General features: G+C 61.9%; 18 protein-coding genes and 1 pseudogene. 15 read left to right on the forward strand and 4 right to left on the reverse strand.

The features are described 5' to 3' along the window. The coding region (locus tag VGH41_RS16430) for a hypothetical protein (RefSeq protein WP_331598550.1) at window positions 1-201 on the reverse strand (201 nt) is incomplete at its 3' end. A gap of 77 nt (window positions 202-278) precedes the next feature. Between VGH41_RS16430 and VGH41_RS16435 the strand changes: the two are divergent. Further along, a pseudogene (locus tag VGH41_RS16435) lies at window positions 279-374 on the forward strand (hypothetical protein); the annotation flags it as partial. Window positions 375-394: 20 nt separating this feature from the next. On the opposite strand, the gene VGH41_RS16440 reads toward VGH41_RS16435, so the two are convergent. Beyond that, entirely contained in the window at window positions 395-907 is a 513-nt protein-coding gene (locus tag VGH41_RS16440) for a LysR substrate-binding domain-containing protein (protein ID WP_331598615.1), read from the reverse strand. A 427-nt stretch (window positions 908-1,334) separates the two neighbouring features. Between VGH41_RS16440 and VGH41_RS16450 the strand changes: the two genes are divergently transcribed. From VGH41_RS16450 to VGH41_RS16475, 6 genes are all read left to right on the forward strand, one after another. Beyond that, window positions 1,335-2,234 (forward strand): LysR family transcriptional regulator, encoded by a 900-nt coding sequence (locus VGH41_RS16450; protein WP_331598551.1) that lies wholly within the window; start codon window positions 1,335-1,337, stop codon window positions 2,232-2,234. 129 nt (window positions 2,235-2,363) lie between these two features. Further along, window positions 2,364-3,050, forward strand: a complete 687-nt coding sequence (locus VGH41_RS16455) for a histidine phosphatase family protein (protein WP_331598552.1) — start codon at window positions 2,364-2,366, stop codon at window positions 3,048-3,050. A 23-nt stretch (window positions 3,051-3,073) separates the two neighbouring features. Then, window positions 3,074-4,093 (forward strand): phosphotransferase, encoded by a 1,020-nt coding sequence (locus VGH41_RS16460; RefSeq protein ID WP_331598616.1) that lies wholly within the window; start codon window positions 3,074-3,076, stop codon window positions 4,091-4,093. 42 nt (window positions 4,094-4,135) lie between these two features. Further along, window positions 4,136-4,900, forward strand: a complete 765-nt coding sequence (locus VGH41_RS16465; RefSeq protein WP_331598553.1) for an SDR family oxidoreductase — start codon at window positions 4,136-4,138, stop codon at window positions 4,898-4,900. Window positions 4,901-4,966: 66 nt separating this feature from the next. Next, window positions 4,967-6,211, forward strand: a complete 1,245-nt coding sequence (locus tag VGH41_RS16470) for an acyl-CoA dehydrogenase family protein (RefSeq protein ID WP_331598555.1) — start codon at window positions 4,967-4,969, stop codon at window positions 6,209-6,211. 769 nt (window positions 6,212-6,980) lie between these two features. After that, window positions 6,981-8,132, forward strand: a complete 1,152-nt coding sequence (locus tag VGH41_RS16475; protein WP_331598556.1) for a porin — start codon at window positions 6,981-6,983, stop codon at window positions 8,130-8,132. Between the two features lie 55 nt (window positions 8,133-8,187). Here VGH41_RS16475 and VGH41_RS16480 read toward each other — a convergent pair whose 3' ends face one another. Continuing rightward, the gene (locus tag VGH41_RS16480) at window positions 8,188-8,880 is read right to left on the reverse strand and encodes a Crp/Fnr family transcriptional regulator (protein ID WP_331598557.1); all 693 of its coding nucleotides are present in this window, start codon (window positions 8,878-8,880) and stop codon (window positions 8,188-8,190) included. Window positions 8,881-9,277: 397 nt separating this feature from the next. On the opposite strand from VGH41_RS16480, the gene VGH41_RS16485 reads away from it, so the two are divergent. The 6 genes from VGH41_RS16485 to VGH41_RS16510 all read left to right on the forward strand — a co-directional run bounded on the left by VGH41_RS16485 (window position 9,278) and on the right by VGH41_RS16510 (window position 15,992). Next, window positions 9,278-10,921 (forward strand): fatty acid--CoA ligase, encoded by a 1,644-nt coding sequence (locus tag VGH41_RS16485; RefSeq protein ID WP_331598558.1) that lies wholly within the window; start codon window positions 9,278-9,280, stop codon window positions 10,919-10,921. Between the two features lie 30 nt (window positions 10,922-10,951). After that, window positions 10,952-11,416 (forward strand): MaoC family dehydratase, encoded by a 465-nt coding sequence (locus tag VGH41_RS16490; RefSeq protein WP_331598559.1) that lies wholly within the window; start codon window positions 10,952-10,954, stop codon window positions 11,414-11,416. Between the two features lie 47 nt (window positions 11,417-11,463). Then, the gene (locus tag VGH41_RS16495; protein ID WP_331598560.1) at window positions 11,464-13,182 is read left to right on the forward strand and encodes an alpha/beta fold hydrolase; all 1,719 of its coding nucleotides are present in this window, start codon (window positions 11,464-11,466) and stop codon (window positions 13,180-13,182) included. A 59-nt stretch (window positions 13,183-13,241) separates the two neighbouring features. Continuing rightward, the gene (locus VGH41_RS16500; protein ID WP_331598561.1) at window positions 13,242-13,664 is read left to right on the forward strand and encodes a TIGR01841 family phasin; all 423 of its coding nucleotides are present in this window, start codon (window positions 13,242-13,244) and stop codon (window positions 13,662-13,664) included. Window positions 13,665-13,863: 199 nt separating this feature from the next. Beyond that, window positions 13,864-14,706 (forward strand): poly(3-hydroxyalkanoate) depolymerase, encoded by an 843-nt coding sequence (phaZ, locus tag VGH41_RS16505; protein ID WP_331598562.1) that lies wholly within the window; start codon window positions 13,864-13,866, stop codon window positions 14,704-14,706. A gap of 83 nt (window positions 14,707-14,789) precedes the next feature. Continuing rightward, a complete protein-coding gene (locus VGH41_RS16510; protein ID WP_331598564.1) occupies window positions 14,790-15,992 on the forward strand; it encodes a DUF445 domain-containing protein in 1,203 nt (400 codons plus the stop codon). Window positions 15,993-16,021: 29 nt separating this feature from the next. Here VGH41_RS16510 and VGH41_RS16515 read toward each other — a convergent pair whose 3' ends face one another. Beyond that, complete coding sequence (locus VGH41_RS16515) at window positions 16,022-18,775, reverse strand: LuxR C-terminal-related transcriptional regulator (RefSeq protein WP_331598565.1); 2,754 nt, start codon at window positions 18,773-18,775, stop codon at window positions 16,022-16,024. A 384-nt stretch (window positions 18,776-19,159) separates the two neighbouring features. On the opposite strand from VGH41_RS16515, the gene VGH41_RS16520 reads away from it, so the two are divergent. Both VGH41_RS16520 and VGH41_RS16525 read left to right on the forward strand, forming a co-directional pair. Next, on the forward strand, window positions 19,160-19,909 hold the full coding sequence (locus tag VGH41_RS16520) for an electron transfer flavoprotein subunit beta/FixA family protein (RefSeq protein WP_331598566.1): 750 nt from the start codon (window positions 19,160-19,162) through the stop codon (window positions 19,907-19,909). Between the two features lie 15 nt (window positions 19,910-19,924). Beyond that, entirely contained in the window at window positions 19,925-20,872 is a 948-nt protein-coding gene (locus tag VGH41_RS16525; RefSeq protein WP_331598567.1) for an electron transfer flavoprotein subunit alpha/FixB family protein, read from the forward strand. The last annotated feature ends 12 nt before the right edge of the window (window positions 20,873-20,884 follow it).

Raw genomic sequence — 20,884 nt, forward strand, 5'->3', positions numbered from 1 at the left:
GATAGCATCAGCCAGCGTAAACCTGGCCGATGGCAAGGCTGACCTGCTGCTTCCCGCCTCGCCGACGCCATGCTCCAGCAGGATTTTCTGGCGCGTTTCCCAGCGTTGCGCTTCCGCTTCGGTCCCAAAGCTCTGGGTGACCGTACGGCCATTGACGGTGACACGTACCTGGAATTTGCCACCACGTACACGAATACTCATTGCTCTGACCCCTTGGACAGAGCCTGGACAGGGACATACTGAAACGGCGAAAACACCCGTCAGGCAGTGCTTCCAGCCATGTGTCGAACCGGATCATCAACGAGGTGCGGGGGATCAACCGCGTCGTGTATGACATTTCGGGCAAGCCGCCGGAGACGATCGAGTGGGAGTGATCCCCGCGCTCACCTCCACCTCAAAGCGTGCCGCTCGCGCTGCGTAGCGCGGCACCGAAGATGCGAATCGCTTCCTGCATCGATGGGTCGCGCACCCGCGTGTAAGTCGCAATCTCGATGGGTGCAAGGGGCGGTAGCCCGAAACGGCTGCCGACGTCGATTGCGCGCGGCGGGCAGCCGCGTCTGGTCATCGGCGCAACGGCAAGCCCCGCCAGCACCGCGGCGCCGACAGTGCCGATGCCGCCGCCAACGAACACCTCGGTCCATTTGATGCCGGCTTCGTCGAGCGCTTTCAAGGCGTTCTCACGAACGCCGCAGGGCGCGGATAGCGAAGCAATCCGCAAGGGCTCGTCTGGGTGATGCGACCACTGAGGCGCTGCGAACCATCCACATTGTTCGATGAACAGGCGCTCCGCGTCACGCCTTGCCGGGTCGCGTCGCGCAAACGCAGCGTCGAGTTCGCCGGCGTCGTAGGCCGCGAGCATCTCACTGGAGGCGCCAATCCTGATTTCGACGCATAAGGTCGGGTCAATTTCACATCAACCCGAGATGGCGTGATTTCGGGCGGTTCCCGATCCGGCGCGCCGACATTGTGCGTCTCCAGTAACCGGGTGCATTTTCGTTTTGCGCGCGGCCTGGCCGCTCGACGGCGGTATCCGGCCCGGCCAGGACGGACTGAAAGCCGTGGCGCTGGGCGCGCACGGCACGATGGCCGCTGGGCCTTTCTCTACGGACTGGCGGCAGAAGACGAGAAAGGCCGAAGACGCAGTGTGGAAATCATCGCGGCGGAACTCGATACGACAGTGGCATGATGCGGATACGCGGACATCACGTCGGTTGGACCGGAGATTCTCGCGGCTCCTCAATTGCCCCGCTTTTAGCGAGCTTTGTGGTGCCGAGGCGAGTGCCTGAACAAGATGAGCTGGAAATCCAGTGCGAGCGGCGTCGGGGAATTCGAAAATGGGCCTGTCAAAAGTTGATCTGAATCTATTCGTCGTCTTCGAAGCCGTCTACCGAACGCGCAACCTGACGCGCGCAGCGGAGTTGCTGTTTATCAGTCAGCCAGCTGTCAGCAATGCGTTGGCGCGCATGCGCAAGGCGTTCGACGACCCGCTGTTCGTCAGTACGTCGGCGGGCATGATACCAACGCCCGTTTCGGAAAACATCATCGGACGGGTTCGTGAGGCGCTGCAACTGCTTGATTCGAGCACTCACGCCGGAGGACAGTTCGATCCCGCCTCGTCTGAGCGCACCTTCCGGCTCAGCATGACCGACCTCACGGAGGCGCTCCTGCTGCCTGCGCTGGAGGAAGTGCTGCAGCGCCTCGCGCCCGGCATCCGCATCGAAAGCTACTTCACCACGCGTAGAGAGGTTCCGGAAGCGTTGGCCAGCGGTGCGGTCAATCTTGCGATCGACGCGCCGCTGCTCGACGACCCCTACCTCGAGCAGGAGCCGCTCGGCCGCGACCGGTATGCATGCATGCTGCGCCACGACCATCCGTTTACGGGAAAGAGGCTGACTATCGATGATTACCTCGGGTTCGGTCATATCCACGTATCCAGCCGCCCTCAGGGACCGGGTCTCGTCGATGCGGAACTGAACCGGCTAGGGCTCAGGCGCTCGATACAGACGCGCGTTCAGCACTATCTGGTCGCCCCGCTGATCGCGATGCGCACCGATCTCGTCCTCACCGCACCGCTGGTGCTCCTGCAGCGCTACGACGCGCGAATCCTCGATCTGCCGTTCGATCTTCCTGATCTGGAGTCGCATTGCTACTGGCATCGAAGCGTGACGGGGGATCCGGCGCACCGTTGGCTGCGCGAGCAGATTGGCCGTCTCATGGGGGAAATGAGCCAGTAGCCGGGGCCTATGGCCGTCGCGGCAGTGGCGTGAAGTGTCACGAAAACTTATAGCCAGGTATCACAACAATCAATTTCCTGAATGCCGCAACGCCAGGTATTCTGCTATCCATACTGCAACGAGGATGGCATGGCAGAACTCTATCTGGTACGGCATGGTCAGGCGTCGTTTGGCGCGGACAACTATGACGAGCTATCACCTTCCGGTCATACCCAGGCAGGTTGGCTCGGCGAGTACTTCGCGCAGGCGAAATTGCGCTTCGATCGTATTGTCATCGGCACCATGCAGCGGCATCGGCAGACTGCGGATGCCATTCTTGCCGCAATGGGTGGCCTGCAAGCCGAGATCGCACAAGACGCCGGTTTGAACGAATACGATTTCCAGGCATTGTTCGCAGCCCTCGGCGAGGAAGGCACACCACCGGGTTCGTCAGCAGGCCGCTCTGCCTTCAGTTCAAAGAAGGACTTTTACAAGGGGCTCAGGCACGCGCTGCAGCTGTGGGCCGATGACCGTTTGCCGGGCCCCGTTCCCGAGACATGGCAGCAATTCCAGATGCGTGTTCAGCGTGCGCGCCTCGACATCCAGCGAGCCGGTGGCAAGCGCGTTCTGGTGGTGAGTTCGGGTGGTCCGATCGCGGTCACGGCCCAGCAGGTTCTGCAGGCGCCCAATGCCACCGCGATTGCATTGAACATGCAGATTCGAAACAGCAGCGTTTGCCAATATGTCTTCAACGACAGTGCGATGTCGCTGGTCAGTTTCAACGCAGTGCCTCATCTCGAACGTGCCGAGCGGCATGAATTTGTCACCTACGGCTGAGCTCCAGTCGCAACTGCAGCAACATCATGAATACCAGCCTCCAATTCGATATCGAAGATCTCACCCGTTATCTGACGGCGCACGTGGCCGGCTTTCAAGGGCCGCTATCCGTCGAGAAATTTCCCGGCGGACAATCCAATCCGACCTTTCTTCTGAAGGCGCAAAGCGGTCGCTACGTGCTGCGGCGTCAACCTCCCGGCACGCTGCTCAAGGCCGCCCATGCCGTTGACCGTGAGTTTCGCGTGCTATCGGCGCTCGGCGCGACAGAAGTTCCTGTCGCCCGTGCCTGGCATCTTTGCGAGGACCGTGGCGTCATCGGCAGCCTGTTTTACGTGATGAGCTACGAAGACGGGCGAATCTTCTGGAACCCGGCGCTGCCCGAAGTACCTGTCGAGGCACGTGGCTCCATTTACGACGCACTGCTCGGTACGATGGCGGCTCTGCACGAGGTGGATATCGACGCAGTCGGGCTATCGGACTACGGGCGTCCCGGCAACTATTTCGCACGTCAAATCGACCTCTGGACGAGGCAATATCGTGCTGCGCAGACCGATGCTCTGGAGCCGATGGAGTCGCTGATCGCGTGGCTGCCCGCCCACTGTCCGGCGGAAACCGGAAAGCCTGCGCTCGTGCACGGCGATTTCCGGATCGACAACCTCATTTTCAGGCACGATGCGCCGCAAATTCGCGCCGTTCTCGACTGGGAGCTGTCCACGCTCGGCAATCCGCTGGCGGATATCGCGTACTTCTGCATGTGTTTGCGGCTGCCGCCCCAAGGCCATATCGCCGGGCTTGCGGGCTTGAATCGAGCGGCTCTGGGCGTGCCTGACGAGGCGTCGATCGTCGAGCGGTATTGCGCGCTGCGGGGAATTTCGACAATCGAGAACTGGAACTTCTACCTGGCGTTCAGCTTCTTCCGGCTCGCCGCCATCGCACAGGGTGTGAAGAAGCGGGCTTTGAGCGGTAACGCATCGAATGAAAAGGCGCGCCAGGTGGGCGAGATGGCTGGGGCGCTTGCGAGGATGGGCACGGACCTGATCTGACAACAGACAGGAAGCCGGAACGTAGATTTATGGAGACTGATTGTGACTACTAATCTGTTTGATCTGAAAGAGAAGATTGCTCTCGTAACGGGCGCGAGCCGAGGTATTGGTGAGGAGATCGCCAAACTGCTCGCCGGGCAGGGTGCCCACGTGATTGTGTCGAGCCGCAAGCAGGAAGACTGCGAATCTGTAGCACGCGCGATCAGGGACGCGGGCGGCAGTGCGGAAGCGTACCCGTGCCATGTCGGGCGAGTCGAGGACATTCTCAGGATTTTCCAGCATATCCGTGCACAGCATGGGCGTCTCGACATCCTCGTCAACAACGCCGCGACCAATCCGTACTTTGGCCATATTCTCGACACCGATCTTTCGTCATTCGAAAAGACCGTGGAAGTCAACCTGCGCGGTTACTTCTTCATGTCCGTGGAGGCGGGCAAGCTGATGCGGGAGCACGGCGGTGGCGCGATCGTCAATACGGCTTCGGTCAATGCACTGCAGCCTGGCGACGGTCAGGGAATCTATTCGATCACCAAAGCCGCCGTCGTCAACATGACGCGCGCCTTCGCCAAGGAGTGCGGGCCGTTGGGAATTCGAGTGAATGCGCTGCTCCCGGGTTTGACCAGAACCCGCTTTGCGGGGGCGCTGTTCGAAGATCAGGATACCTACAAAAACTGGGTGTCGCAGATCCCGCTGCGGCGCCATGCTGAACCTCGCGAAATGGCGGGAACGGTGCTTTACCTCGTGTCCGACGCCGCGAGTTATACCAATGGGGAGTGTGTCGTCGTCGATGGCGGACTGACGATCTAGTGACGTCGTCGAAGCACGGTCCCCCGACGCGTCGACGGTATTAACCAGGATTATGGAAGAGTAAAAATGGATTTCGCCTACACACCGAAAGTCGAAGCGCTGCGCACACAACTGCGCACGTTCATGGACACGCATATCGTTCCGCGTATCCGGCAGTGGCACGAAGAAGTGAGTGCCGGTCAATATCCGGTTTCCTTTATGGAGGACCTGAAGCAGCGGGCACGCGAAGCGGGTCTATGGAACCTGTTTCTTCCGCATCTGCGCGATGATGAACCCGGCACGCGCCTGACCAATCTCGAGTACGCACCTCTGGCCGAAATCATGGGGCGCGTAGCGTGGGCGTCGGAGGTGTTCAACTGCAATGCGCCGGACACGGGCAATATGGAACTGCTCCATATGTTCGCCACGCCCGCGCAGCGCGAAACGTGGCTCAAGCCGCTTCTCGACGGCAAGATCCGCTCGGCGTTTGCAATGACGGAGCCGGCGGTCGCCTCCTCGGACGCGACCAATATCACGACGTCGATTCGCCGCGACGGGGACGATTATGTCGTCGACGGTCGCAAGTGGTTCATCACGAATGCGGCACACCCGAATTGCACGCTCTTCATCGTGATGGGCAAAACGGATCCGGAGGCACCGAGCCACGCCCAGCAGAGCATGATTCTCGTGCCCCGCGATACACCCGGCGTCAAGGTGATCCGCAATATCACGGTGGTCAATCACATGGCGCCGGAAGGGCACTGCGAGATCGAGTTCAAGGGCGTGCGCGTACCCTGCTCGAATCTTCTCGGCGAAGAGGGCAGCGGCTTTGCGCTCGCGCAGGCGCGCCTCGGGCCGGGACGGATTCACCATTGCATGCGTTCGATCGGCGCCGCGGAACTGGCGCTCGAGTTGATGGTGGAGCGGGCCCAGGCACGCACGGCATTCGGCAAGGCGCTGTATCAGCATGGAAGCATCGCTGAAGGGATCGCGAAGTCCAGAATCGAAATCGATCAGGCGAGGCTGTTTGTTCTCAAAACCGCATGGATGATCGACAACGTGGGGGCTAAGGAGGCCCGCAAGGAGATCTCGATGATCAAGGCGCTCGTGCCGGGCGTTCACACCGCCGTATGCGAGCGGGCGATCCAGGTGTTCGGCGCGATGGGACTGAGCCCCGACACGCCATTGGCCGATAGCTGGACGTGGGGCCGTGCGTTGCGCTTCGCGGATGGCCCGGACGAGGTTCATCTGCAGAGCATTGCACGCATGGAACTCAAGGGGCAGCCCTACGAGCCGGGAAAAGACAATCCCTATCTGATCACGTCGGTCTGATGATCTGGATTACGTTCCAGGCTGTGCGTTGAAGTTGAGTCAGTGACCTCGCCGGGGCGCTCGGGAATTCCGGCGCCCCGGCGAGACGGCTGGCGCCCGTCGTCCGATCCCTCCAGCATGGGCCGCGTGTCTTCCGACGGTTCTGCGCTGAGTACGCTTTCAATCGTGTTCATCCCGCCGGACACCGCGTATTGCGGTGACCAGAGCCCTCCCGAATCGCCCTTGTCCCGACTCGCTTCCCACGCTGCCAGCGAGGTATTCCCGTAGATGCCGACCAGCGACAGCCGGTGATCGACGATTGCCGGCGGAATATCCGCAAGCAGGTTCCGGAGCAGGGCGTTGCAGCGCTGATAACCCTGATTCCACTTGTCCGCTCGCCAGTTTCAGAAGACGGTCGGCTGGATTGATTTGTTGCTTGGGCGACGCACTTTACCGGGTTCATAGGGTTATCCCCCCGAGCCTCTCCAACACGATGGAATAAGGCGCGCCGCGGTGGCCGATGCATTCGCCGCACGAAAAGTAATTTTTCTGGCAGTCGTGGCCCAAGTTTCCACGCAAGGTGTGGTTGTGGACACACCGCGTTGATTCGCGTGTGCTGCCAGGAGATGAGGTTTGCGCCGATCCGGCTGTCTCATCAGGGCATCGCGGGCTCATCGACTCGCGCAGCAGGAACAGATCAGGCGCGCGTCTTCAGCCGGTATTGGCCACGTTGCAGGCGTGAATTACATCATTCGTAGTACGACATAATCATAAGATTGGAGCATAAGGCATGTCGAAGGTAAGGAGATTGTCCGGAAAAGAGCGGCATCGGCGCAAGGCCGGCCTGTTGGCGGCCATCGTGTCTGGCGCGACGCTGTACTCGGTCTCGGCAGCGGCGCAGTCGTCGGTGACGCTTTTTGGCGTCGTCGACGAGGGAATTCGCTACTCGACTCATGCGAATCCGCAAGGCGATTCTCGCGTGCAGATAGGCAACGGTGCGAGCGAGAGTCTGTGGGGATTCAAGGGAACGGAAGACATTGGTGGCGGAACGAAGGTCGTATTCGAGCTCGAGAACCGCTTCTTCCCGAACAGTGGTGAAACCGACCCCGCTTATCCGTTCTTCAATACGGCTTTTGTCGGACTGCAGTCGAGCAGTTATGGAAAGTTGACCATGGGGCGTCAGATCAACCCGCTTGCTGACGCTGTTCTGGGTGCCTACATCACCAATCCCTGGTTGCCGACCTTCTATCAGTTCCGGCCGGAAGTGATGATGGCCCAGGGCGTGTGGACCAGCAACATGGTCAAATACGCGGCACGCTGGCAATACGTGACGGCGGAGGCGTCCTATGCATTTGGCGGCAACGCAGGCGCGTTTGGTTCGGGAAGCCAGATTGGCGCATCGATTGTTTATGTGCCTGCCATACCCTTGCGCCTGGCAGCCGCGTACCTGGACTCGCGCGACGCCGTCAACACTTCCGCGCATCTCAAGTCCTGGACGGCCGGCGGCTCATATTCGTTCGGCGATACGACGGTCATTGCCGGTTGGGCCGTGAACCGGGAGGACGCCGGATTCGTCGGCAATTTCCCTAACGGTCCGTTCACCCCGCAGGAATTGACCGCGCTCAAATTCAATACCTTCAGTGCCCGGCAAATGTTCTATGGCGGCGTCACACAGCTGATAGGGGACGCCACGCATCTTTCCGCGAATGTCTGGCGCACGATCCAGACCGGCAAGACGCAATCGGCCGACGGCAACGCGACGCAATTCCAGCTGGTCGCGGACCATAACTGGTCAAAACGTACGGATACCTATCTGGAAGCCGATTACTCGCTGTACCGCGGCGGCATGGTAGGCGCCCAGTTCCAGGGGATCAATGCGCTGAGCTCGTCGTACACCACAACCCAGCTGAGCATCATGGCCGGCGTGCGGCACATTTTCTAGGCTGCAGGCGGGATGACGGGAGCCGCAAGGATGAAGGGGATGCCAACAAGCGCAATTACGGATGATCCTGAAAGGACGCGAGAATGTCTTTCGAGCATATTTCGATTCGTCCATACCGCAGAGCGATCGCGCCTTGTTCGGCCATTGCCTTCAGCTCCAGCGAAAGCGTCTGGCGCGTGATGCCGAGCATCATGGCCAGTGTGTCCTGCGAGACGCTGACGTTCTGGCGGCTCTGCGGCCATGTTGTGACATCGCCCGACGCAAGCAGCAGCAGGCGCCGGGCGACGCGTGCGCGCGTCGAGTGGAGGGTCGCGTCTTCGACCAGGCGATAGAGCCAGTTCATGTGGATGGACTGCAACTCGGCAATGGCCCGGAGGAACACTTGACTCTGCATCAGCTCGTCAAAGGCGGGTGTGCCCACCACGAAGAGGGTCGATCGCTCGATTGCCACGACATCCCGCGCGCGTGGCTGACGACCGGCCATGGAAGTCTGCCCAAACCAGTTGCCGGCTTCGATGACGGCCAGGATCGCCTCCTTGCCGTCTTCGCGTAGCGTGAAGGCTTTGAGTCTGCCGCTCTTGAGACCGCAGAAGCCAGTCGGCACGTCGCCGCGGCGAAACAGATATTCGCCCGGGTGCAGCGTGATCAGTTCGCTCCGCTGGATCAGGGCCTCCTGCTCGCTGGCAGGCAAGGAGCAGAACCACTGGTTTGTCCGGATTTCTTCGGACGTGTCGGTCATCAGTGCCATTTCGAAGCATTCGATGTACACAGGTGCTGAAAACGCGGCGCACTCGCACGTCTGTGGAGTGTGCCGCGTGCCTGTTAGACCGGCTGGCGGTGGGTCCCGCAACCATGATCGGGTTCGGGCCGCTGATCGGGAAAATCAATTCATTCTATACGTGCTGAAAATTGCAATGCAAGTCCAGATGCTGCGTTACGGGTTTGCATGGGCGTCGTGATAACTCATTGAGCGGGCCACGGAACGCCTGTCCCCCGCTTGTCTCCGCGACACTCCCCCATTCAGGGGGTGTTCCGCGAGTCCCGACACTTGGATGATTGTCACCACGCAAGTTCACAGCAAGCCGGGAAAAAATAACATCAGCAGCACCCGCTTGCGATCCATTTTGGGAATGAAGGAGATACAGATGCAGGACGAATTCAACACGCCGGCGGCCAACGCCTACGCCTATCCGTTGCTGATCAAGCAACTGCTGCTCACACCGTTCGTCCAGTCGCAGGACGAGGAGATCGTCTACCGGGATCAGTTCCGGATGACCTATTCGACCTTGCGCGAGCGGATCGCACGCCTCGCTAACGGTTTGAGCCAGCTCGGCGTGCAGCACGGCAGCACCGTTGGGGTGATGGACTGGGACAGCCACCGCTATCTCGAGAGCTATTTCGCCGTGCCGATGATGGGCGCAGTCTTGCAGACCGTGAACGTGCGTCTGTCTCCGGCAGAAATCGCCTACACGATCAACCACGCCGGCGCGCAAGTCCTGCTGGTCCACACGGATTTTCTGCCGGTGGTCGAATCGATCAGGGACAAGCTGGAAACAGTGCGGACGTTTATCCTGATCGACGAGCCGGGCAGTGAAGCTTGTGAACACAGTATTCCCTTCTCCGCTGAATACGAGTCGATGCTCAGTGCGAGCAGCACGAGCTACGTGTTTCCGGACTTCGACGAAAACACTCGCGCGACGACGTTCTACACCACGGGCACGACGGGTCTTCCCAAGGGCGTCTATTTCACGCATCGGCAGCTGGTGCTGCACACCATCACGCTGATGGCGGCACTCGCGAGCCCGGTGTCGGGACAGCGTTTTCATCGCGGCGACGTGTACATGCCGCTCACCCCGATGTTTCACGTCCACGCCTGGGGCATGCCGTACATCGCCACGGTGATGGGTGTGAAGCAGGTTTACCCGGGACGCTATTTGCCGGACCGGCTTGCCCGGCTCGTGCGCGACGAGGGCGTCACGTTCTCGCATTGCGTCGGCACGATCCTGCATATGCTGCTCGCGTGCGAGGAGGGCAAAACGACGGACATGAGCAACTGGAAGGTCATCATCGGCGGCGGCGCGTTGCCGCAGGGCCTCGCCAAGGCGGCTGTGGATCGGGGTATCGACGTGTTCGTCGGTTACGGCATGTCTGAAACGTGTCCGGTATTGAGCCTCGCGCAACTGCCGCCTGGCGCCGAACTGCTCGACGCCGACGAGCAGCTTCGCCTGCGCTGCAAGACCGGCCTGCCGGTTCCTCTGGTGGATCTGCGGCTGGTCGACGACAACATGGACGAACTCGCTCACGACGGCAAAGCGACTGGCGAGATCGTCGCGCGCGCACCGTGGCTCACGCAGGGCTATCTGAACAATCCCGAGGCTTCACAGCAGTTGTGGGCCGGCGGCTATCTGCACACGCAGGACATTGCCAATATCGATCCGACCGGCAACATCCAGATCACCGATCGTCTCAAGGACGTGATCAAGTCCGGCGGCGAGTGGGTGTCATCGCTCGAAGTCGAAAATCTGATCTCGCGCTACGAAGGTGTTTCCGAAGTGGCCGTGATCGGTATCAAGGACGACAAGTGGGGAGAGCGGCCCGTCGCGCTAGTCGTGCTCAAGGAGGGAGTAGCGGTCACCGAGGACGACATCAAGCAGCACGTGCTGTCGTTCAGCACGTGCGGGAAGATTTCCAAATACGCGGTGCCGCAGATGGTGAAGTTCGTCGATGCGCTCGACAAGACAAGTGTCGGCAAGATCAACAAAAAGTGGCTGCGCGAGCAGTTCGCCTGATTGTCAAACAGATTGCGAGGAGTGCAAACGATGAACATGGAGAACTACAGCGTCGCCACCATTGGCGAGTTCGTGGGCCGCGAGTTGGGCGTATCGGACTGGGTGGTTGTCGATCAGGCGCGGATCAACGCGTTCGCCGGGTGTACGGGCGACACCCAATGGATTCACGTGGACGAGGAGCGGGCCAAACGTGAGAGCCCGTTCGGCGGCACGATCGCACACGGCTACCTGACCCTGTCGTTGCTGGGAGCCATGGCGATCGAGATCGGCATCGTTCCGGCAGACGCCAGGGCGGGCCTCAACTACGGTCTCGACAAGGTGCGTTTCATGACACCGGTGAAGGCGGGTGCGCGGGTGCGTAGCCGGGTCTCGCTCGTGTCGGCGGAGCACAAGGGCGGCGGCCGCGTCCTCATCAAGACCATGAACGAACTGCAGATCGATGGCGAGGACAAGCCGGCACTCGTTGCAGAAACCCTCGCGATGCTGGTCGCGTGATCCATGACGTCTGGCGTAGCGCAAGATATTCCGCAAGGAGCAGCAAAATGGCAGTAACCACTGAAAGCCCGCAACAAAGCCCGCAACCAAACGACAAGGCCGACGATCTCGCCGCTTCGGCGGCGGAGGGAATGCTGGGCCCCAATCCGTTTGTCGGTCTGCGCCCATGCGATATCGTCGCAACCGCGCAGAAAATCGGCGCGCAGGCATGGCGCCAACCGGGCCTCGTCCTGGAGCAGGAGGCGGCTCTCGCTCGCGAGCTTTTCGGGCTTTTCTCGGGCAACACGCACGCGACTCCGCCCAAGGGCGACAAACGCTTCACCGACGCTGCATGGCAGAACAATTCGCTGTATCGCGCAACGCTGCAAGGCTACCTCGCGTGGCGAGATGCCCTGGGCGGTTTCGTCGAGCGTTCCGGACTGGATCCGGCAAACAAGGAACGCGCGCGCTTTGTGATGTCGCTCATCACGGACGCGGCGTCTCCCACGAACACGCTGCTGGGCAATCCCGCGGCACTCAAGAAGGTGATTGATACGGGTGGCGCGAGCCTCGTGGACGGTGCGAGCAATGTCGTGATGGACCTGCTCAAGAACCACGGTATGCCTGCCCAGGTCAACAAGACGGCCTTCGAGGTAGGCAAGAACCTCGGGACATCCACAGGTGCCGTGGTGTTTCGCAACGAAGTGCTGGAACTGATCCAGTACGCGCCGACGACGCAGCAGGTCTATAGCCGCCCGCAACTGATCGTGCCGCCGCAGATCAACAAGTTCTACATCTTCGATCTTTCCGAGGGCAAGAGCATCGTCGACTATCTGGTCAAGAACGAGCTGCAGGTGTTCGTCGTCAGCTGGCGCAATCCGACCGCGGCGCAAAGCCACTGGGATCTGGACACGTACGTCAGCGCGCTGCTCGAAGCGATTACGGCCGTGCGCGAGATCACCGGGTGCGACGACGTCAATCTGCATGGCGCCTGTTCCGGTGCGATGACGATCGCGGCCTTGCTTGGACATCTTGCGAGCCGGGGTGACAAGACGGTCAATGCCACCACGCTGATGGTCGCCGTACTCGACAATATCGCCGACTCGCAACTCGGTCTCTTTGCAACGCCTGAAGCGATTGCGGCGGCCAAGCAGCACAGCATTTCACGCGGCGTGCTGGCGGGCGAGGAAATGGGACGCGTGTTCGCCTGGATGCGGCCCAACGATCTGGTGTGGAATTACTGGGTCAACAACTACTTGCTGGGCAATGCGCCGCCTGCGTTCGACGTCCTTTACTGGAACAACGACACGACCCGGCTGCCGGCGAAGCTGCATGGGCAATTGCTCGACATTTTCACGCAGAACCTGTTCAGCAAGCCGGCGGGACTGACGATCCTGGGCACCCCGATCGACCTGTCCCAGGTCAACTGCGACAAGTACGTGGTGGCGGGCATGACGGATCACATCACGCCGTGGAAGGGGGTGTACAACACCGCCACGACGTTTGGCGGCAATACCCGTTTCATCCTCAGTTCGAGCGGTCATATCCAGAGCCTGATCAATCCGCCCGGCAACCCGAAGGCCAAGTACTACCTGAATTCCGAACTGCCTGCGAACGCCGATGCGTGGCTGGCCGGCGCACAGACGCAAGCGGACTCGTGGTGGGGCAACTGGCGCGACTGGCTGGTCGCCCGCTCCGGTGAGAAGCGGGCAGCGCCTGCGACATTGGGCAGCAAACGGCACAAGGCCGGCGTCAAAGCACCCGGGACCTACGTTTCGGAAGCCTGACAGGTCCGATTACCGGACAGAGAAATCCATTTTTTATCAACCTATCCAAGGGAGTCATCATGACCGCAACCAACCCCAGCAATATTTTCGGCGAATATACGAAGCTCATTACGCAGTTCAAGCTGCCTGGCGTCGATGTAGCCGCCCTGCTCGAGTCGCGCCGCAAGGACATTGAAGCGCTCGCCGAGGCGAATATGACCGCGCTCTCGGGTGTGCAGCAACTCGGCCAGAAGCAGATGGAAATCGCCCGTTCAACAATGACGGAACTGCAATCGCTCGTGACCCGCTTGCGGTCGCCCGGCAGCGAATCCGCTGCGGCAGCGGGAGAAGGGGTTCAGAAGACCTTGCAGAAGGCCTTCGTGGACATGCAGGAACTCGCGGATGCGGCATACCGCGCGCAGACCGACAGTATCGCCGTGGTCACGAAGCGCTTTGCTGAGCATGTCGAAGAACTGAAAGCGCTCATGCAGCCGAAGAAGTGATCTCGGGGCGGTGCGAGTCGCAACCGTAGCGAAGCCATGTTGCATGGGACCAGAGTAGGAGCTTTGCATGGGACCAGAGTAGCGCGCTAGAGCGCGAACTCTGGCCGACAGCTAAAGCGCGAACTCTGGTCGACCGCCTTGCATGGGACGGAAGCAGGTGCTAAAGCACCAACTCCCGTCGACACATAGGATCAATCGGATGACAGAACTACAAACAAGCCCGGAGTTTCTCGACACCATGCAGATTCAGACGATCGATCTGGACGGCCAGTTGCTGCGCGTCGCAATCCGGCAAGGTAGCGACGCCTCGCCGCCGCTGCTCGTGTTCAACGGCATCGGTGCGAATCTCGAACTGGTCGAGCCGTTCGTTGCGGCTCTGGATGACGTGACGGTCATCATCTTCGACGTCCCCGGCGTCGGCGGCTCGCCTGTTCCCTTGATGCCGTACCGGTTCTCGACGCTTGCCGTCCTGTCCGACAAACTCCTCACGCGGCTCGGTTACCCGGACCCGGTCGATGTGCTCGGCGTATCGTGGGGCGGGGCGCTCGCCCAGCAGTTCGCGCACCTGTACCCGCGGCGCTGCCGCAGACTGATTCTCGCGGCCACGTCGCCCGGGGTGATCATGGTGCCCGCGCGACTGTCGGTGCTGTCAAAACTGATCGGGCCGCGACGCTACACCGATCCGGCTTACCTGCGCCAGATCGGAGCTGAGATATACGGCGGCGCGTACCGCCGCGATGCCGCGCTGCTTGAAGCGCACAGCCGCCACATCCAGGCGCCGCGCGGCCGTGGCTATCTCTACCAATTGCTGGCTGCCTCGGGTTGGACCAGCTTGCCGTGGCTCGGCGCGCTGCGGCAAACGACACTCGTGATGCATGGAAACGACGATCCGATCGTGCCGCTCACGAACGCCAAGATCCTCGCCGCAAGGATTCCCGATGCGACCCTGCACGTCATAGACGACGGCCATCTCTTTCTGATCACGCGTGCAACTGAAGTCGCTCCAATAGTGAAGCGTTTCCTGCGGCAGGAGGCGCGTTGAGCTTCGTGACGCAAAGAGAAGGGAATTCCGGACGCGCGCAGCTGGATCCGGCAGAAACCGGGAAACGGCTTCGGCTGGAGCGTATGCGCACGACGGCAACCTGTTTGCTCGCGGCAATGATCGGACTGCTACTCATCTGTGTGGCCTGGCAGGCTGCGCATCCGTGGCTGGCGTGGCCGCGTGCCTTTGCCGAGGCGGGGACGGTCGGTGCGATTGCGGACTGGTATGCGGTCGTCGCTTTGTTCCGCCATCCATGCGGGATTCCGATCCCGCACACGGCCATCATCCCGAAGAACCAGCAGCGCATCGCCGAGAGTCTGGGGAGTTTCGTCGAGCAAAACTTCCTGACCCCCGAAGTCATCCTCGGGCGACTGAGTGGTTTCAACGCGGCACAGGCGCTGGCGGGGTGGCTCACGGTACGCGAAAACAGCGCGGTGATCGCGGATGTGATGGCTGGCTCGCTTCCCCGCCTGCTCGAGGACATCGACGAAAAGGATGTCGAGCATCTGTTCGAGCGCCTCGTGATTCCGCGCTTGCGCACGCTCGATGTATCTCGCACGGCCGGCCAGCTCCTGAAGATACTGACCGAAGGCAAGCGCCATCAGCCTTTGCTGGATCGCGGCCTGAGTGCCGCGCAGGCGTGGTTGAGCAGCAACGTGGATCTGATCAAGGCGAAGTTCAGCGAGGCGTCGAAATACACGCCGGCCCCGCTGGACGCGTACATCGTCAACAAGTTCGTCGAAGGCATCGTCGCGCTCATCCATGAGGTCGTGGCGAACCCGGAGCACGAGCTTCGGCGTCAGTTCGACGCGGCGGTGCGCGATCTATCCGGGAACCTGCAGCGCTCGCCTGTCTATCGCCGGTTTGGCCGGCTGTTGCTGCGCGACTGTATCCGGCACCTTGAAAATGGCCGCTATTACGGTGTCCTGCTCGATCACCTGCGCGCGCACGTGCTTGCCGATCTCGGCGGCAAGGACTCCGTCGTGCGCGACATGCTGGCCGGTACATTCGTATCCATCGGCCATGGCCTTGCGAACGAGCCATCCATCCAGCACAAGTTGAACGCATGGTGGCTCGACATTGCCGGCCTGCTCGTGCGGCGCCATCGCCATCAATTGTCGGCGTTGATCACCGACGTCGTGAAAGGCTGGGACGAGAAGGAGGTGAGCCGCAAGCTCGAAGCCGAGATAGGCCGGGACCTGCAGTTCATTCGAATCAACGGCACCTTTGTCGGCGGCACGGTGGGCGTCCTGATCCATGCCTGTGTATCGCTGGTCTGGCGATAAGCCGGGTACGTGGCGCGCCGCATCGGCGGCTAGCCGTGTTTGACGAGTCCGAGCGCCTGTGCGCGTGCGACGGCTTGAGCGCGCTTGTCGACCGCGAGCTTGGTGAAGATGTTCTTTACATGAGACTTGACCGTTTCAGGGGTGATTCCGAGCGTGCGCGCAATTTCCTTGTTCGACTGTCCTTGAGCGATCAATTCGACAATGCCGCGCTCACGGGAACTGAGGCGCTCCTGCTCGGCTTCCTGACGCGGTTTGCTGCCGGGTTCGTGCTGTTCCAGCCAGCGATCCAGCAGACAGTCGAGCCAGCTCACGATGACCTGCGCGTTGCCGGTGGTGCGGGCCGTGTCGCGCGCCAGCTTCAATAGCGGGCCAATCTCCGGCCCGTGATCGACGATGGACTGACAGACCCCGGCGGGCGCGGCGATGGTCGCAACGTCGTGGAAGATCTCGAGCGCCCGCTCGCGTTCGCCCGCATTCAGCCACGCGAGCGCGAGGAGCGTGCGCAAGCGCAGCGCCAGATAGGTTCCGTGCAACTGTTGAAGACGCTCCAGTGCTCCGCTCAAAATCCCGACCGCCTCGGGTATCTGCTGTCGCCGTATCGCGAGGCACGCAGCCGCGAGGTCCCGATAGTTTTCGATCTCCGGCGACACCGGAGTCGCCGGCTCTACGGCAGAGCTGGCCAACTGCCGCAACTGCGCCACGCACGCGCCCGCTTCGGTAAGCCTGCCTTCTGCAAGATTCAGCCGGGTTCGTTCGGCGAGCGCAGCGGCAATCAACCGGTTCCATCGGCGTGCCTGACCCAGTGCCTGGGCGCTGTCGAGCAACGCATACGCATGCGCAAAATTGGCGCGCGCCACGGCGATTCGAATGAGTATCCGGTAGCTGATCAGCACGCTGTCGAGAAACACCGCAAGTTCGATCACCGGCATGAGTTCGACGAGCAGCGCTTCGGCTTCGTCCAGCCGTCCCTGCTCGTATCGCAATTGCGCAATCATCGGCGCGCACAGCGCCGCGGCGATCGACTGCGGGCCCGAATGGTGCACGGCGAGCGCCATTGCTTCATTGAAACGGCGCTCCGCGAGCGGAAACTGCAACTGCTGCATTTCCACATGGCCGAGCAGGCAGAGCCGATACACCGAGGAGAACACGCTGCGCTGATCTTCCTCGATCGAGTCGGGAATCCACGGTGTGGCGTGAAGGGCCTCGAGATGCCCCGCTTTCCAGTGAGCGAAGCGGGTCACGTTCGAGATCACGTTGGTGGTCCAGGAATCGCGCGAGGGCCGCTCCAGATAGTGTTGCGCGAGCGCGAGCGCCCTGTGCGGGTCGTCCTGCAGCGCTGCCAGTGCTGCGCGAATCGCGACGCACTCCGAGCGGACGCGCTCGGCGTCGGCCCCCTGGCCGGCGGCATCGCGTTCAATCGAGTCCAGCAGCGGGAGCGCGTCGTCGAAGCGCATGGCGAGTACCGTGCCCCAGGCCATCGCCAGCGTGACCGTGACCTGGGCCCGCATCAGGTCGGCGGGGAATTGACGCTGCCAGCCGACCAGCGTGAGCAGATCGCCCCGTTTGAGGAGCGACATGGCGCAGTGTTCCATGAGGCGAATGGCGTCGCCGGTGGCGCCGGCCGCAATCGCATGCCTGACCGCGTCGGTCCACTGCTGCTGGGCCGCATACCATTGCCACGCGCGCCGATGCAGTCCGGTGATTTCCTCGTGATAGCGGGCCTCCAGCCGACGCCGCAGATACTCGGCCATCAGCGGGTGATAGCGGAACCAGTGTCCTTCCAGATCGAGCGGCTCCAGCAGCAACTGGCGCGCGACGATGGCATCCAGCATGACCTGGCCTGGCTTCACGCCGGTGACCGCCTCGCACAGCGGTGCGCTCAGATGATCGAGGATTGCCGTACGCAGCATGAAATCGAGCATCTCTGCAGGCAGGGACTGGAGGATGTCTTCGAGGTAATCCGCGAGCGGCCTTGATGCGCCAGTCGGAGCGTTGGCACGCCAGCCGCGGGGGCGATCGTCCTGGGCCAGCACCGAAGCGGAGATGCGCAGCGCGGCAGCCCAGCCTTCGGTGCTCGCGAAGAGCGACTTCATGTCGGTCGTGCGGAGCTTGCCGGGACATTCGTGCTCGACGAAACGGCGCGTTTCGTCGAAATTGAATCGCAATGTGGACGCGTCGATCTCGAGGAGCTCGTTGCGGGCTCGCAGCTTCGCCGTCGGAAGCGGGGGATCGGTTCGGGTGCACAGCACCACGTGGACCTGCGAGGGTGCGTTGGCGATGAAGAGCGACATCGCTGCGTGAATCGGTGCTGCGCTGATCAGGTGGTAGTCGTCGATGAAAAGGTAGACCTCGTCGTCGACATCGACGAGTTCGTTGATCAACGTCGACGCGAGCGAATTGGCCGGCACGAACGACGCTTCGGCGGTCAAGCCGATCACGGCGGCGCCGACGTTGCCGCAGGCTTGCCGCAACGCATGCGCGAGATGATTGAAGTACCGCGCGGGCTCGTCGTCTTCAGCGTCCAGAGAGAGCCAGGCGACCCGCGCGCTGCTCGTTGCCAGCGCGTTTATCCAGGTGAGCGCAAGTGAAGTCTTGCCAAAGCCGGCGGGAGCCTTGATCACCGTCAGACGCTTCATTTCGGTTTGCGCCGCCAGAGAAGCAAGGCGCGGGCGCTCGATCAGGCCGGTGGGCAGGCGTGGCGGAAAGACCTTCGTGGCGAGGAACAGCGGGGGCCGCTGCGGGGGCGGCGCTTGTGTCGCTTGTGTCGCTTCTGTCACGTGCATCAGCTGCTCCAGGCGTACGGGTTGACCCTGGCTGCCATCCCCCGTCCATGCAATCGTGCTCCCCTTTAAGGGGGATTCTGCGCGGTGCTGCGCTCAGACACTATGGGTTCCAGCGAGGAGGCACGCAGTTCCACAGCTGGACAACGGTGCGGCACGCCGGCCGGTCATCGGGAATGGCCCCTCGGCGGGCGCCCTGAACCGGTGTCTTGCTCACCAAATGATACGCCCAACCATCTTCCGGGTGAGACGTGTCTACCGCGGCGGGTCGTATTGCGGCGCACAAACTCCGCGCGGCGGCGCGGGTCCTGCATGAACAAAACGAAACCTTGAGCGACTGGTTCACGCGGACGGCGTGACGCAGTCCTGATCGAAATGGAGTAGGCAATGAAAGTACTGGTTCCTGTCAAACGCGTCGTCGATGCGAATGTGCGTGTCCGCGTGAAAGCCGACGGCAGCGCCGTCGACATCGCGAATGTGAAGCTGTCGATGAATCCCTTCGACGAAATCAGCGTGGAAGAGGCCGTGCGTTTGAAGGAAGCCGGTGCGGCAGCAGAGGTCGTCGTCGTGTCGTGCGGGGTGCAAGGGTGCCAGGAAACGCTGCGCACGGCGCTTGCGACCGGCGCCGATCGCGGCATTCTCGTCGAGACTGACGCCGAGTTGCAGCCGCTCGCCGTGGCGAAGCTGCTCAAGGCGCTGGTGGATAAGGAGCAGCCGCAACTCGTGATGCTCGGCAAGCAGGCCATCGACGACGACGCGAACCAGGTCGGCCAGATGCTCGCGGCGCTGCTCGGCTGGCCGCAGGCGACCTTCGCATCGAAGGTGAGCGTCGAAGCCGGCAAGGCGCTGGTGACGCGAGAGATCGACGGCGGACTCGAGACGCTCGAAGTCGATCTGCCGGCCGTCGTGACCACCGATCTGCGGCTCAACACGCCGCGCTATGCGACGCTGCCCAACATCATGAAAGCGAAGAAAAAGCCGCTCGAGGTGGTGACGCCCGCGGCTCTCGGCGTCGATATCGCGCCGCGGCTGACCACGCTGAAGCTCGCGGAGCCGGTGAAGCGCGAGGCCGGCACGCGCGTCGCCGACGCCGCGGATCTGGTGGCCAGGTTGAAGCACGTGGCACACGTCATCTGACCGGAAGAGGAAACCATGTCCATACTCGTTATTGCAGAACACGACAATCAGACGCTCAAGTCTGCGACCTTGAACACCGTCAGCGCCGCTGCGCTTCTTGGCGAAGACATTCATGTTCTCGTCGCCGGCTCGCAATGCGCGAGCGTGGCCGAACAGGCCGCGCGCGTCACAGGCGTCACCCGCGTGCGGGTCGCCGATGCGCCGCACTATGCGCATCCGCTCGCCGAGAACCTGGCTGCGCTGATCGCGACGCTCGCACCCGATTACAGCCACGTGCTGGCGGCCGCCACGACCACCGCGAAAAACGCGCTGCCGCGTGTGGCGGCGCTGCTCGACGTCGCGCAGATTTCCGACATCGTGGCCGTCGAGTCCGCCGATATCTTCGTGCGCCCCATCTACGCGGGCAACGTGCTGGCTACCGTGCGCAGCGCGGATCGCATCAAGGTCATCACAGTCCGCACGACGGCCTTTGCGGCGGCTGGCGCCGAAGGTGGCGCGGCGCCGCTCGAGGCGCTTGCGCCAGGCGTCGAGGTGCCGGGCTCACGGTTCGTGAGCCAGCAACTGACCCGCTCCGAGCGTCCCGAGCTGACATCGGCGCAGCGCGTGATCTCGGGCGGCCGCGGCATGGGCGCCGGCGAAAACTTCGCCCTGCTGGAAGACATTGCCGGCAAGCTGGGCGCGGCGGTCGGCGCCTCGCGCGCCGCGGTGGATGCCGGCTTCGCACCGAACGACTATCAGGTGGGCCAGACCGGCAAGGTCATTGCGCCGCAACTCTATATCGCGGTCGGCATCTCCGGCGCGATCCAGCATCTGGCCGGTATGAAGGACTCCAAGGTGATCGTCGCGATCAACAAGGACGAGGAAGCGCCGATCTTTCAGGTTGCCGACTATTGGATCGTTGGCGATCTCTTCAAGGTATTGCCTGAGCTGTCCGCCGAACTGGACAAACTGCAACAGAACTGATTCCGGAGACCA

Source organism: Paraburkholderia sp. (assembly GCF_036488795.1).
In the GTDB taxonomy this organism is placed as follows: domain Bacteria; phylum Pseudomonadota; class Gammaproteobacteria; order Burkholderiales; family Burkholderiaceae; genus Paraburkholderia.

Bases quoted from the DNA above. Each gene is read 5' to 3' on its own strand.
- VGH41_RS16490 (WP_331598559.1), top strand. From the start codon at position 10,952: ATGAACATGGAGAACTACAGCGTCGCCACCATTGGCGAGTTCGTGGGC.
- VGH41_RS16450 (WP_331598551.1), top strand. From the start codon at position 1,335: ATGGGCCTGTCAAAAGTTGATCTGAATCTATTCGTCGTCTTCGAAGCC.
- VGH41_RS16485 (WP_331598558.1), top strand. From the start codon at position 9,278: ATGCAGGACGAATTCAACACGCCGGCGGCCAACGCCTACGCCTATCCG.
- VGH41_RS16470 (WP_331598555.1), top strand. From the start codon at position 4,967: ATGGATTTCGCCTACACACCGAAAGTCGAAGCGCTGCGCACACAACTG.
- VGH41_RS16525 (WP_331598567.1), top strand. From the start codon at position 19,925: ATGTCCATACTCGTTATTGCAGAACACGACAATCAGACGCTCAAGTCT.
- VGH41_RS16510 (WP_331598564.1), top strand. From the start codon at position 14,790: ATGCGCACGACGGCAACCTGTTTGCTCGCGGCAATGATCGGACTGCTA.
- VGH41_RS16475 (WP_331598556.1), top strand. From the start codon at position 6,981: ATGTCGAAGGTAAGGAGATTGTCCGGAAAAGAGCGGCATCGGCGCAAG.
- VGH41_RS16515 (WP_331598565.1), bottom strand. From the start codon at position 18,775: ATGCACGTGACAGAAGCGACACAAGCGACACAAGCGCCGCCCCCGCAG.
- VGH41_RS16480 (WP_331598557.1), bottom strand. From the start codon at position 8,880: ATGGCACTGATGACCGACACGTCCGAAGAAATCCGGACAAACCAGTGG.
- VGH41_RS16455 (WP_331598552.1), top strand. From the start codon at position 2,364: ATGGCAGAACTCTATCTGGTACGGCATGGTCAGGCGTCGTTTGGCGCG.
- VGH41_RS16495 (WP_331598560.1), top strand. From the start codon at position 11,464: ATGGCAGTAACCACTGAAAGCCCGCAACAAAGCCCGCAACCAAACGAC.
- phaZ (WP_331598562.1), top strand. From the start codon at position 13,864: ATGACAGAACTACAAACAAGCCCGGAGTTTCTCGACACCATGCAGATT.
- VGH41_RS16500 (WP_331598561.1), top strand. From the start codon at position 13,242: ATGACCGCAACCAACCCCAGCAATATTTTCGGCGAATATACGAAGCTC.
- VGH41_RS16520 (WP_331598566.1), top strand. From the start codon at position 19,160: ATGAAAGTACTGGTTCCTGTCAAACGCGTCGTCGATGCGAATGTGCGT.